12 protein-coding genes are annotated in these 12,544 nt (G+C 62.8%); 11 read left to right on the forward strand and 1 reads right to left on the reverse strand.

What is annotated here, in order from left to right; genetic code table 11:
- Position 1 precedes the first annotated feature (1 nt).
- Together DYZ14_RS12375 and DYZ14_RS12380 are read left to right on the forward strand one after the other, a co-directional pair.
- Positions 2 to 931 (forward strand): lipid A biosynthesis lauroyl acyltransferase, encoded by a 930-nt coding sequence (locus DYZ14_RS12375; protein WP_154720955.1) that lies wholly within the window; start codon positions 2 to 4, stop codon positions 929 to 931.
- Positions 932 to 1,211: 280 nt separating this feature from the next.
- Positions 1,212 to 1,946: a PAS domain-containing protein gene (locus DYZ14_RS12380; RefSeq protein WP_154720956.1), complete on the forward strand. Its 735-nt coding sequence runs from the start codon at positions 1,212 to 1,214 to the stop codon at positions 1,944 to 1,946.
- Between the two features lie 65 nt (positions 1,947 to 2,011).
- On the opposite strand, the gene DYZ14_RS12385 is transcribed toward DYZ14_RS12380, so the two are convergent.
- Positions 2,012 to 2,536: a hemerythrin domain-containing protein gene (locus DYZ14_RS12385; protein WP_232365522.1), complete on the reverse strand. Its 525-nt coding sequence runs from the start codon at positions 2,534 to 2,536 to the stop codon at positions 2,012 to 2,014.
- 286 nt (positions 2,537 to 2,822) lie between these two features.
- Between DYZ14_RS12385 and ccoN the strand changes: the two genes are divergently transcribed.
- The 9 genes from ccoN to gndA all read left to right on the forward strand — a co-directional run.
- Positions 2,823 to 4,451, forward strand: a complete 1,629-nt coding sequence (gene ccoN / locus DYZ14_RS12390) for a cytochrome-c oxidase, cbb3-type subunit I (RefSeq protein WP_154720957.1) — start codon at positions 2,823 to 2,825, stop codon at positions 4,449 to 4,451.
- Between the two features lie 14 nt (positions 4,452 to 4,465).
- Positions 4,466 to 5,197 carry a cytochrome-c oxidase, cbb3-type subunit II gene (ccoO, locus tag DYZ14_RS12395; protein ID WP_154720958.1) on the forward strand — a complete coding sequence of 244 codons (732 nt, stop codon included), beginning with the start codon at positions 4,466 to 4,468 and terminating at the stop codon, positions 5,195 to 5,197.
- Between the two features lie 12 nt (positions 5,198 to 5,209).
- Entirely contained in the window at positions 5,210 to 5,362 is a 153-nt protein-coding gene (locus DYZ14_RS12400) for a cbb3-type cytochrome c oxidase subunit 3 (protein ID WP_115670052.1), read from the forward strand.
- Positions 5,363 to 5,365: 3 nt separating this feature from the next.
- Entirely contained in the window at positions 5,366 to 6,229 is an 864-nt protein-coding gene (ccoP, locus tag DYZ14_RS12405; RefSeq protein WP_154720959.1) for a cytochrome-c oxidase, cbb3-type subunit III, read from the forward strand.
- Positions 6,230 to 6,499: 270 nt separating this feature from the next.
- The gene (gene ccoG, locus DYZ14_RS12410; RefSeq protein WP_154720960.1) at positions 6,500 to 8,086 is read left to right on the forward strand and encodes a cytochrome c oxidase accessory protein CcoG; all 1,587 of its coding nucleotides are present in this window, start codon (positions 6,500 to 6,502) and stop codon (positions 8,084 to 8,086) included.
- On the forward strand, positions 8,083 to 8,580 hold the full coding sequence (locus tag DYZ14_RS12415; RefSeq protein WP_154720961.1) for a FixH family protein: 498 nt from the start codon (positions 8,083 to 8,085) through the stop codon (positions 8,578 to 8,580). Before ccoG ends, DYZ14_RS12415 begins: the two co-directional genes overlap by 4 nt.
- Positions 8,577 to 10,883 carry a cation-translocating P-type ATPase gene (locus tag DYZ14_RS12420; RefSeq protein WP_154720962.1) on the forward strand — a complete coding sequence of 769 codons (2,307 nt, stop codon included), beginning with the start codon at positions 8,577 to 8,579 and terminating at the stop codon, positions 10,881 to 10,883. Before DYZ14_RS12415 ends, DYZ14_RS12420 begins: the two co-directional genes overlap by 4 nt.
- Positions 10,880 to 11,035, forward strand: a complete 156-nt coding sequence (gene ccoS, locus DYZ14_RS12425; RefSeq protein WP_115670047.1) for a cbb3-type cytochrome oxidase assembly protein CcoS — start codon at positions 10,880 to 10,882, stop codon at positions 11,033 to 11,035. Before DYZ14_RS12420 ends, ccoS begins: the two co-directional genes overlap by 4 nt.
- 104 nt (positions 11,036 to 11,139) lie before the next feature.
- A partial coding sequence (gene gndA, locus DYZ14_RS12430; protein WP_154720963.1) for an NADP-dependent phosphogluconate dehydrogenase occupies positions 11,140 to 12,544 on the forward strand: 1,405 nt, incomplete at its 3' end.

Consider the following 12,544-nt stretch of genomic DNA (forward strand, 5'->3'; position numbering starts at 1 on the left):
CGTGAAGCTCTTCATCACCCGGATCGTCCTAAAGTCTCGCCACTTCTCGCAGTGGGCGGTGGCGCAATTGGCCTTCGGCTTCCTGACGCTGCTGAAAATCTTTCCGGCCGATCCGGCGATCAATTTCGCCGATCGTCTGATGCGTTATGTCGGACCGAAGACCAAGCGTCATACGCTGATGCTGACCAATCTGCGCAACGCCTTCCCGGAAAAGAGCGAGGCCGAGATCGAGGCGATCGCGCTCGGCAGCTGGGGCCATATGGGGCGGCTTGCGGCGGAGTATGTCTTTCTCGACCGCCTGTTTGATTTCGATCCGGACAAGCCGGGCGAGGGGCGCATCGAGGTCAGCGGCATTCCTCTGTTCCTCGACCTGCGCGACAATCCGCGCCCGTTCATCGTCTTTTCCGCCCATACCGGCAATTTCGAGCTGCTGCCCGTGGCCGGCGCCGCCTTCGGGCTGTACGTCTCCGTACTCTTCCGCCCGCCGAACAACCCCTATATCGGCGAGAAGGTCTTCGAATTCCGCGCCAAGCGCATGGGCAAGCTCGTACCGTCCCATGCCGGCTCGTCCTTTGCGCTGGCCCGCCAGCTGGAAGCCGGCGGGGGCGTCGGCGTGCTGGTGGACCAGAAGTTCAAGAAGGGTGTGTCGACCAAGTTCTTCGGGCGTGACGTCAAGACCAATCCTCTGCTCGCCAAGCTGGCGCGTCAGTTCGATTGCGACGTCTACCCGGCGCGCTGCATCCGCCTGCCGGGCAACCGCTTCCGTCTCGAGATCGAGCCGCGGGTCGATCTGCCGCGCAATGCGGCAGGACAGCTCGACGTCACCGCGACCGCGCAGCTCTTGAACAACAAGGTCGAAGCCTGGGTCAGGGAATATCCGGAGCAATGGCTCTGGTATCACGACCGCTGGAGCATCAAGCGCGAACTGTAGTTACGGTTGTGCCGACTTTTATTGGTACTTTCCGGGCATGCGTTCGGCGATGGTAGGCACTTCTTCCGAATACGGCGGTTTTGACGGCAGATTTCCCCGATATTGGCGCTTCTGCGGGCGCATGGTGACTTTGATACCTGAAAGTTAGGTGATTGAATGTGAGAGTCATTCATGTTACCAGCCGGGCAATGTTTCCATGTCGATACGCGTCGTGGCTGTATGTCCGGACGGCTGCCGATATCGAATGTCTTCGTTCGCGTTCAACAGGACAGCTGTCAAAGTGGCATCCGACCTCTCTTATCCCAATCTTCTTCCATTGTTCGAGGCGGTTTCCCTGAAGAACGCGCAGCTTCAGCAGGCCATCCGCGTCGGTGACGATCATCTCGTCAGGCTCCTCGACCGGGAACTTGATCCGCTGATCGCGTCCGTCGTCGATTATCACGCCCGCGACATGGCGGAGATCCATATGCAGTTGCGCTTCGTCGGGAACCTCATTCGCGAGGACGCCGACGACCGATCCTGCGTCCAGCGGCACGCGGCCGTACTTTCCATTCTTCTGGATCGCTATTTCGGCGACAGCGAGCGGCAGGCGCTACCGCAAACTGCGGCGGAAAACGTCGGTTTCACCGCGCGTTTGGAAGGCGAGGACGGTTACCTCAACGAGTCGATTCTCGACAGCATGCCCGACCGTGTCGCGGTGGTCACGCTCGACTATCGCTATCTCTATGCCAATCGCGCCCATGCAGACCTGCTGGCGGCGACCCAACTCGAACTGGTCGGGCGCAATCTGTTCGATTTCGTCGACGATGGGACGGTTGCCCAGGAAATTCGCCAACAGCTCGGCCGGTGCTTCTCCGGTGAACGGTCGGAAGTCTCCTTTGGGTGGAGAGAGGTTGGACAGGGGTTGGCCGTTCAGGGGCGCGCCGCGCCCTTGCGCTCACCGCGGGGCGACGTGATCGGTGCGATCATGACGCTGCTGGACGAGCATCGCCTGGCGGACGGCATCGCTGCCTGAGCCTGCGGGCCGGGGATTCGCGCTCGCCATTGGGACAAGCACTTTTTCGGGGGAGGGTATTAAGGTCAGTTTTGGCCGTTAAGCCCGATATCGTCTGGCAGGCGCTGCAGGAGGTATTCGCGCTCAAAGGCGATGTGGCGCCGGATGCCCTCGAAGAATCCGCGCAGCATGTAACCCACGGCTTCCATGTTCACGGCGCTGCCGGAACCGAGTTTCAACAAGGCGTCGGTCAGTTCCTCGGCGAAACATTCGTCCTCGAAATGCTCGAATTTCAGTCGGTCGAGGGTCTCGCGCAGGTGGTCCAGGTTCTGGCTGGAGCTTTCGAGCCAGGGGTAGAGGATGTTCTCCTCATAGTGATGCACGCCCTTGATCAGCGGGCCGAGCGATTTTGCCGCGTAGATGCATTTTTGCCTGTTGACGTTGGCCGGTAGTGAATCGGCGATCTCCTCCAGCTCGCCGCACAGCGCCAACTGCTCCTCGTGCGCCCCGCGCAGCCAGGCAAGGGAACGGCGGCAGGGATTGGCGATGCCGTCCGGAACAAACTGTTTCGCGATGTTTTCCGGGTGTTTGTCCATTGATTTCGCCTGCATTGCCGTTCTCCCGAGCTTTCGTTCTCGTCCGGGTCGGAATCCGCCGGACGCTCCTGCCCAAAAATAGTCTGTCCCCTCGGGATGCGATGTGATGACGCATGGTATCGAGGCTGCAAATCGCAGATTGGAAAGCTTAATCGCATTGTTCCGTAATTCAGTCCCCGCTTGCATTGATTTGGATCAAGGTGGATTGTCAGCCGGAATGCGAACTCTGCACACGAAGCGGAGGGAATCCCTGCGGGGGGTCCGTTCGTGAATGATCAGCAAGCGTTGGGGGATACCAACAATGAATTACACGTTAGAAACAATGGTGATGGCGGTTCTTGCCTTCGCCGCGCTGCTCGGGGTCGCCTTTGCCCACGACAGCCTGTTCGCGGCTCACATGTGGGTCGCGTTCTTCGTGCTGGCCGCCGGCACCATCGTCATGCTTCGTCGCATGAAGTTCGCACCGGTCAACGTCAAGACTACCGCACAGATCAAGTCGGAATACTTTGACGAAGTCGTCAAGTACGGCGTGATCGCCACGGTGTTCTGGGGCGTGGTCGGCTTCCTTGTCGGCGTCGTGGTGGCGCTGCAACTCGCCTTCCCGGATCTCAACCTCGAGCCGTGGTTCAACTTCGGCCGGATGCGTCCGCTGCACACCTCGGCCGTCATTTTCGCCTTTGGCGGCAACGCGCTGATCGCCACCTCCTTCTATGTCGTGCAGCGCACCTCGCGCCAGCGGCTGTTCGGCGGTTCGCTCGGCTGGTTCGTCTTCTGGGGCTATCAGCTGTTCATCGTCATGGCGGCGACCGGCTATCTTCTCGGCATTACCCAGAGCCGCGAATATGCCGAACCGGAATGGTATGTCGACATCTGGCTGACCATCGTCTGGGTCGCCTACCTGATCAGCTTCCTCGGCACGATCATGACCCGGCGCGAAAGCCACATCTATGTGGCCAACTGGTTCTACCTGTCATTCATCGTCACCATCGCCATGCTGCATATCGTCAACAACCTGGCGATCCCTGTCTCGTTCCTCGGCGTGAAGAGCTACTCGGCCTTCTCCGGCGTTCAGGACGCGCTGACCCAGTGGTGGTACGGCCATAACGCGGTGGGCTTCTTCCTCACGGCCGGCTTCCTCGGCATGATGTATTATTTCGTGCCCAAGCAGGCCGGTCGCCCGGTCTATTCCTACCGCCTGTCGATCATCCACTTCTGGGCACTGATCTTCATGTACATCTGGGCCGGCCCGCACCACCTGCACTACACGGCTCTGCCGGACTGGGCGCAGACGCTCGGCATGGTCTTCTCCATCATGCTGTGGATGCCCTCCTGGGGCGGCATGATCAACGGTCTGATGACGCTCTCGGGCGCCTGGGACAAGATCCGCACCGACCCGATCATCCGCATGATGGTCATCGCCATCGCCTTCTACGGCATGTCGACCTTCGAAGGTCCGATGATGTCGATCAAGGCCGTCAACTCGCTCAGCCACTACACCGACTGGACGATCGGTCACGTCCATTCCGGCGCTCTCGGCTGGGTCGGCATGATCACCTTCGGTGCCGTCTACTACCTGACGCCGAAGCTGTGGAACCGCAACCGGCTCTACTCGATGCGCATGGTCAACTGGCACTTCTGGCTCGCAACCCTCGGCATCGTCATCTACGCGGCCGTTCTGTGGGTCGCCGGCATCCAGCAGGGTCTGATGTGGCGTGAATACGACGAGCAGGGCTTCCTGGTCTATTCGTTCGCCGAGTCGGTCGCCGCCATGTACCCCTACTACGTGCTGCGCGCCGTCGGCGGTGCCATGTACCTCGTCGGTGGGATCATCATGGCCTACAACGTGCTCATGACGATCCTCGGCTACGAGCGTCAGGAATCGCCGATCCCGGGCTCCGTCGCCCCCGCCGCCGTCCAGCCGGCTGAATGAGAGGAAGGCTATCCATGTCTATTCTTGATAAACACCAAATCCTCGAGAAGAACTCCAGCCTTCTCCTTCTCGGCTCCCTGCTGGTCGTCTCGATCGGCGGCATCGTGGAAATCGCACCGCTCTTCTACCTTGAGAACACCATCGAAAAGGTAGAGGGCATGCGACCCTACGCGCCGCTCGAACTGGCCGGCCGCAACATCTACATCCGCGAGGGCTGCTACGTCTGTCACAGCCAGATGATCCGTCCGTTCCGCGACGAAGTGGAGCGCTATGGTCACTATTCGCTGGCCGCGGAATCGATGTACGACCATCCGTTCCAGTGGGGTTCCAAGCGTACGGGTCCGGATCTGGCCCGTGTCGGCGATCGCTATTCGAACGAGTGGCACGTCCAGCACTTGACCGAGCCGCGCGACGTCGTGCCGGAATCGATCATGCCGAGCTACGCCTTCCTCAAGACGACGCCGCTCAAGATCTCCAACGTCCAGATGGAGCTGAAGGCCAACCGCACCGTCGGTGTACCCTATAGCGACGAGATGCTGGAAAATGCCGAGGCGGACCTTGCCGCCCAGGCCGATCCGAACGCGGACACCGAGGGCCTGCTGGCTCGCTATCCGAAGGCCAAGGTCGGCGACTTCGACGGCAATCCCGCCGCACTGACGGAGATGGACGCGCTCGTCGCCTATCTCCAGATGCTCGGCACGCTGGTCGATTTCACCACCTATGACGACGCCACCGGCTATCGCTGAGGAGGGACGAACATGGAAACCTATACGGCCATGCGTCACTTCGCGGACAGCTGGGGCCTGCTGGCGATGGCATTGTTCTTTGTCGGCGTCATCGTCTTCACCTTCCGGCCCGGCGGCAAGAAATCCGCCGACGAAGCGGCAAGCATCCCCCTCAAGGAGGACTAAGAGATGTCTGAGAAACATATTGACGAAATCAGTGGCGTCGAAACCACTGGCCATGAGTGGGACGGAATCCGCGAACTCAACAACCCGATGCCGCGCTGGTGGGTGTGGACCTTCTACATGACCATCGTCTGGGCGATTGGCTACACGATCGCCTATCCGGCCTGGCCGTTGCTCAAGGAAAACACCAAGGGCTTGCTCGGCTATTCCAGCCGTGCAGAGGTGGCAGCCGAGCTTGGCGATGCCAAGGCCGCCCAGTCGGTCTATCTGGAGAAGATCGCCGCCATGCCGCTTGCCGAGATCGTTGCTGATCCGGCATTGGCCCAGTTCGCAACGGCCGGCGGCGCTGCCGCCTTCAAGGTCAACTGCTCGCCGTGCCACGGCTCGGGCGCGCAGGGCGGTGCCGGCTATCCGAACCTCAACGACGACGACTGGCTGTGGGGTGGCGATCTCGAAGCGATCCAGACCACGCTTGCCCATGGCATTCGCTATGAAGGCGATGCCGACACGCGCGTCTCCGAAATGCCGGCCTTTGCCGACATTCTGGATGCCGAGCAGATCAAGCAGGTTGCGGCCTATGTCATCAGCCTGACGGGTACGCCGGCCGATGCCGCCATGGTCGAACCCGGCAAGACCGTGTTCGCCGAAAACTGCGCCTCCTGTCACGGCGAAGACGCCAAGGGCGGTCGCGATTTCGGTGCGCCCAATCTCGCCGATGCCATCTGGCTGAGGGTGGGCGACGAGGCCGGCATTGCCCAGCAGGTCGCGGCTCCCAAGCATGGCGTCATGCCCGCCTGGGGCGCCCGCCTCGGCGATGCGACCGTCAAGCAGCTGGCCGTCTACGTTCACTCGCTCGGCGGCGGCGAATAAAGCGACACGGGCGACGGCCTTTCGAGGCCGTCGTCCTTCGACCGCCGGGCAATATGCCGCAATCGACCACGCCGGCCGGCGTGGTCTTTTGTTTCGCGGATAAACACCCGGATAAAAGAGCCGAGCCCGCAGATCCGGGCAGGAACAGCCCACGAACCGTGATTTTTAATGCAAACAGTTCGCATTGCGACGCTTCGCCGCTGCTTGATATAAGTCAAGGTAGGGTATGGTGGCGCATGGGAGAAGAGCCCTAGGAATAGAGGTCCATCGATGAATCTTCAATCTGAGAACAACAGGGCGGGCGAACCCGTCGAAGTCGAGCGCCACGAGGCCGAACCGGTCATGTCGGCAAAGGTGCGCCGCCCGCTCTACGAGGCGCGCAAGAAGATTTTTCCGAAACGGGCCGAGGGGCGTTTTCGCCAGTTCAAGTGGCTGGTCATGCTGGTCACGCTGGGCATCTACTACCTGACGCCGTGGCTGCGCTGGGATCGTGGCCCCTATGCTCCGGACCAGGCGGTCCTCATCGATCTCGCCCACCGGCGCTTCTACTTCTTCTTCATCGAAATCTGGCCGCAGGAGTTCTTTTTCGTCGCCGGCCTGCTGGTGATGGCGGGCTTCGGCTTGTTCCTGATTACCTCCGCCGTCGGCCGCGCCTGGTGCGGCTATACCTGTCCGCAGACGGTCTGGGTCGATCTCTTCCTGGTGGTGGAACGTGCCATCGAAGGTGATCGCAACGCCCGGATGAAGCTGGAGACCGCGCCCTGGACCTTCGACAAGATCGCCAAGCGCGTTTCCAAGCACGCCATATGGCTGGTGATCGCGGTCGCCACCGGTGGTGCCTGGATCTTCTATTTCGCCGATGCGCCGACGCTGGCCGTCGACTTTGCCACCGGCTATGCGCAGCCAGTCGCCTACATCACCGTCGCCGTGCTCACGGCCACGACCTATGTCTTCGGCGGTCTGATGCGCGAGCAGGTGTGCGTCTACATGTGCCCCTGGCCGCGCATCCAGGCGGCCATGCTGGATGAGAATTCGCTGGTCGTCACCTATAACGACTGGCGCGGCGAGCCGCGCACCCGCGGGTCGAAGAAGGCGGCGGCCGCGGGCCTTGCCGTCGGCGACTGCGTCGACTGCAATGCCTGCGTGGCCGTCTGTCCGATGGGCATCGACATCCGCGACGGCCAGCAGCTCGAATGCATTACCTGCGCCCTGTGCATCGACGCCTGCGACAGCGTCATGGACAAGATCGGCAAGCCGCGTGGTCTGATCGCCTATGCGACACTCGACGAATACCAGGGCAATATGGCGCTCGCCACCGCCGGCGGCACCACGCCGATCGACCCGCACAAGGTGCGTGACGCCAACGGCAACTTCGTCGATACCATTCGTCACTTCGACTGGAAGATCATCTTCCGCCCGCGCACGCTCCTTTACATGGGCGTCTGGAGCGCGGTCGGTATCGGCCTGCTCGTGGCGCTGCTCAGCCGCGACCGGCTCGAGGTCAATGTCCTGCACGACCGCAACCCGCAATTTGTGCTGGAGTCCGATGGTTCCATTCGCAATGGCTACACCGTCCGCATCTTGAACATGATCCCGCAACCGCGCACTATCAGCGTGTCGCTCGATGGTTTGCCGGATGCGACGATGAAGGTGAATGGTGTGACGGAAGAACAGGTCCGCACGTTCTCGGTCTCGGCCGAACCGGACCAGGCCACCACTCTCAAGGTCTTCGTCACCCTTCCGGCCGGCCGGCTGGAGGAGCAGGCCGAGGACTTCGAATTCGTCGTGAAGGACGAAGGCGGCGACGAGCAGGACACCTATGACGCCGTCTTCTTCGGCCCGGCAGCAAGGAAATGACCATGCAGAGCGACAAGCCATCCTTCGTCTTCACCGGTTGGCACATGCTGGCGGCGATGCTGCTGTTCTTCGGCACGATCATCACCGTCAACTTCACCATGGCCTACCTCGCGACCTCGACCTGGAGCGGGCTGGTGGTGAAGAACACCTACATCGCGAGCCAGGAATTCAACGGCAAGGCGGCGGGCATCCGCGCCATGCTGTCCACGGGCATCAAGGGCACGCTCGAGGTCACGGGCGACAACATCCGCTACGGTCTCGCCATGCCGGGCGATGCGCCGGTGCTGGCCGACAAGGTGACCGCCCACTTCAAGCGGCCGGTCGGCGAGCATCAGGATTTCGTCACGGAGCTCGAACCGGCCGGCGCGGGCATCTACGAGGCGTCTCGCCAGATCCTGCCCGGCCACTGGATCGTCGAGATCATCGCCGTCAAGGATGGTGAGACCATCATGCACGAAGCCAACCGCATCGCTGTGATCGGAGAGGGGAAATGAGCTGCTGCGCAGCGGGAACCGAAGGCGCGCTCGACATGGAGCGTGCGGGCCATGCCCTTCCGACGGCGGAGGAGTTGAGGCTTGCAAGCCGGGATCTGGGGCAGGGGCTGCTTCAGACCGACCTCAGTGTTCCCGCCGTGCATTGCGGCACCTGCATCAGCACGATCGAGCGGGCGCTGCGCGCCCGGCCGGAAGTGGAACGCGCCCGGGTCAATCTGTCGACCAAGCGCGTCTCCGTCGTCTGGAAGGATCAGATGGAGGGAGCCGCGACCGACCCGGTCGAGTTCGCCCGTGCCATCGCGGCGACCGGCTATGAATCGCATCTGTTCACCGCGGCGGAGGAGGCCTCCGACTCGCTGCGCAACCAGTTGATCCGCGCCGTCGCCGTCTCGGGTTTCGCCGCGACCAACATCATGCTCTTGTCGGTTTCGGTCTGGTCGGGCGCCGACGCCTCGACCCGCGACATGTTCCACTGGATTTCGGCGATGATCGCTGCACCGGCCCTGATCTATGCCGGGCGGTTCTTCTACCAGTCCGCCTGGAATGCCCTGAAACACGGCCGCAGCAACATGGACGTGCCGATCGCCATCGGCATCACGCTCTCCTATTTCATCTCGCTGTGGGAGACGATCCACCACGGTGAGCACGCCTATTTCGACGCGACGGCCTCCTTGCTGTTTTTCCTGCTGATCGGCCGCACGCTCGACCACATCATGCGCGACCGCGCCCGCTCGGCCATCAGCGGTCTGGCGCGGCTTTCTCCACGCGGCGCCATGGTCGTGGCCAAAGACGGTTCGCGCGAATACCGGGCGCTGGAAGAGGTGCGCGTGGGAGATCGCGTCGCGGTCGCGGCCGGCGACCGTATCCCGGTTGACGGCATGATCGTCATCGGCGCCAGCGACATGGATGTGTCGATCATCAACGGCGAGAGTGCGCCCCAGCAGGTCGCCATCGGCGATCCTGTCCAGGCGGGGACATTGAGCCTCACCGGTTCCCTGGTCATCGAGGCCACGGCGACGGCGAAGAATTCCTTCCTGGCCGAGGTCATCAACCTGATGGAGGCGGCGGAAGGTGGCCGGGCGCGCTATCGCCGGATCGCCGACCGCGCCGCGCAATATTATGCGCCCGCCGTGCATCTGACCGCGCTTTTCACCTTCTTCGGTTGGGGCTTCTACGACGGCGACTGGAAGCATGCGCTTCTGGTGGCCGTGGCGGTGCTGATCATTACCTGCCCTTGCGCGCTGGGTCTCGCCGTGCCGGTGGTGCAGGTCGTTGCGGCCGGCCGCCTGTTCAAGGCCGGCATCATGGTCAAGGACGGCTCCGCCATGGAGCGCTTGGCCGAGATCGATTCGATCGCCTTCGACAAGACCGGCACGCTGACGCTCGGCAGGCCGCAACTCGTCGACGCCTCCGCGATCGATGCCGCCTCCTTCGCGATCGCCGCCGGACTTGCCCGACATTCCCGCCATCCTTTGTCGCAAGCCCTGTGGCGCGCGGCAACCGGACCCGTGCGAATGATTGATTCCGTTCGCGAAATTCCCGGCGCCGGTGTCGAGGCCGAAGGTCCGGAAGGCGTCTACCGCCTCGGCAGCCGCAAGTTCGCCTGCGCCGAAACCGCCTGCGAGGCGGGCGATCACGGCTATTCCGAGGTCGTGCTTTCGCTGGACGGCCGCGAACTCCAGGCGTTCCGTTTCGAAGACACGCTGCGACCGGGGGCTGAAAAGGCAATCGCGCGGCTCAAGGGCGAGGGGTTCTCGCTGGGCATCCTGTCCGGCGACCGCGTCGGTGTCGTGTCCGCGCTGGCCAACCGCCTCGGCATCGACAACTGGAAGGCCGAGCTTGCGCCGCGCGACAAGGCGGAATTCTGCACCAGGGTTCAGGCCGAGGGCCACAAGCTGCTGATGGTCGGCGACGGTATCAATGATGCCCCGGCGCTTGCCGCCGCCCATGTATCGATCGCACCGGCGACGGCCGCCGATATCGGCCGCCAGGCGGCGGACTTCGTCTTCATGCGGCAGAACCTCGATTCGGTCGCCTTCGCCATCGAAGCCTCGCGCCGTGCCGGCCGCCTCATTCGCGAGAACTTCGCGCTGGCGATCGGCTACAACGTCATCGCCGTGCCGGTCGCCATTCTTGGCTATGCAACGCCGCTGATTGCCGCCGTCGCCATGTCGACCTCGTCCATCATCGTCGTCGTCAACGCGTTGCGACTCAATCGGCTGGCGCTGAAGGAGGATGCAGGCGTCGTCCAGCCGGCGGCGGGTGGCAGCTTTGCCGCCCCGAATGCGAGGCTTGCCTCATGAACATGCTGATCTACCTGATCCCGATCGCCCTTTTCCTGGGCGGGCTCGGACTGTTCGCCTTTCTCTGGTCGTTGAAGAGCGGCCAATACGAGGATCTCGACGGCGCGGCCTGGCGGGTGCTCTCCGACGACGACGACAAGCCGGGCGATTGATATCGCCCACGGAATTTTGACCTCCGTCAATCGCCGGCGGCTTGTCCGCGTCGTTTGGGAGTGCCAAAAGGTGTTCCTCATCTATAGCATGCGACGAGGAACACATGACGGAACTTGCGGAAATCGGACTGATCGGTCTTGGCGTGATGGGCTCCAACCTGGCGCTCAACATCGCCGAGAAGGGCAGCCGGATCGCGGTGTTCAACCGCACGCCGTCGCGCACGGCGGAATTCGTCTCCGAAGCCGGATCGCTGGCGGAAAATATCGTCGGCTGCGAGACGATCGAAGCCTTCGTCGCTGCCATCCGTCCGCCGAGGCCGATCATCATCATGATCAAGGCCGGCGAGGCGGTCGACCAGCAGATCGATGCGCTGAGGCCTCTGCTGTCCGGCGGCGACATCGTCATCGATGCCGGCAACGCCAATTTCCGCGACACCATCGCGCGCTTCGAGCGCCTCAAGGATACCGGTCTGACCTTCATCGGCATGGGTGTTTCCGGTGGCGAAGAGGGCGCGCGGCACGGTCCCTCGATCATGGTCGGCGGCACCCGGCAATCCTATGCCCGCGTCGAGAAGGTGCTCACCTCGATTGCCGCCCGCTACGAAGGAGATCCATGCTGCGCCTGGCTGGGCGAGGGCGGGGCAGGGCATTTCGTCAAGACCATCCACAACGGCATCGAATATGCCGACATGCAGATGATCGCCGAGATCTACGGCGTCCTGCGCGACGGGCTCGGCAAGTCGGCCGGCGATATCGGCGCAATCTTCGGCCAATGGAACACCGGCCGGCTCAATTCCTACCTGATCGAGATCACCGAAAAGGTGCTCGCCGCGGCCGATCCTCAAACCGGAATGCCGCTGGTCGACATGATCCTCGACCGCGCCGGCCAGAAGGGCACCGGCAAGTGGTCGGTGATCGAGGCGCAGCAGATGGGCGTTCCGGCAACCGCGATTGAGGCCGCCGTCGCCGCCCGCAGCTTGTCGTCGATGAAAGCCGAACGTGAGGCGGCCGAGGCGATCTTCGGCACACCGCGCTACGCCTTCCCCATGGCCGACGGTGCACCCTTGCTGAAAGACCTTGAACTGGCGCTGTTTGCCGCCAAGATCGCGGCTTACGCGCAGGGCTTTGCCGTGATGGCCGAGGCCTCGCGCGAATTCGCCTGGTCTCTCCCCATGCCGACCATTGCCCGCATCTGGCGCGCCGGCTGCATCATCCGTTCGCAATTCCTCGACGAGATCACCAAGGCGTTCACCGAGCAACCCGACGTCGCCAACCTGATCGTCACGCCGGCCTTCTCCGCCATGGTGAAGGAAAGTCTGCCGTCGCTGCGCCGCATCGTCGCCGCGGCCGTCATGGCCGGGATCCCGGTGCCGGCGCTCTCTTCGGCGCTGTCCTATTTCGACGCCTACCGCCAGGCTCGCGGAACCGCCAACCTCATCCAGGCGCAGCGCGACTTCTTCGGCGCCCACGGCTTCGACCGCATCGACGGCCTTCCCATCCACCACGGGC

It is taken from the genome of Ciceribacter sp. T2.26MG-112.2, assembly GCF_900492205.1.
GTDB lineage: Bacteria > Pseudomonadota > Alphaproteobacteria > Rhizobiales > Rhizobiaceae > Allorhizobium > Allorhizobium naphthalenivorans_A.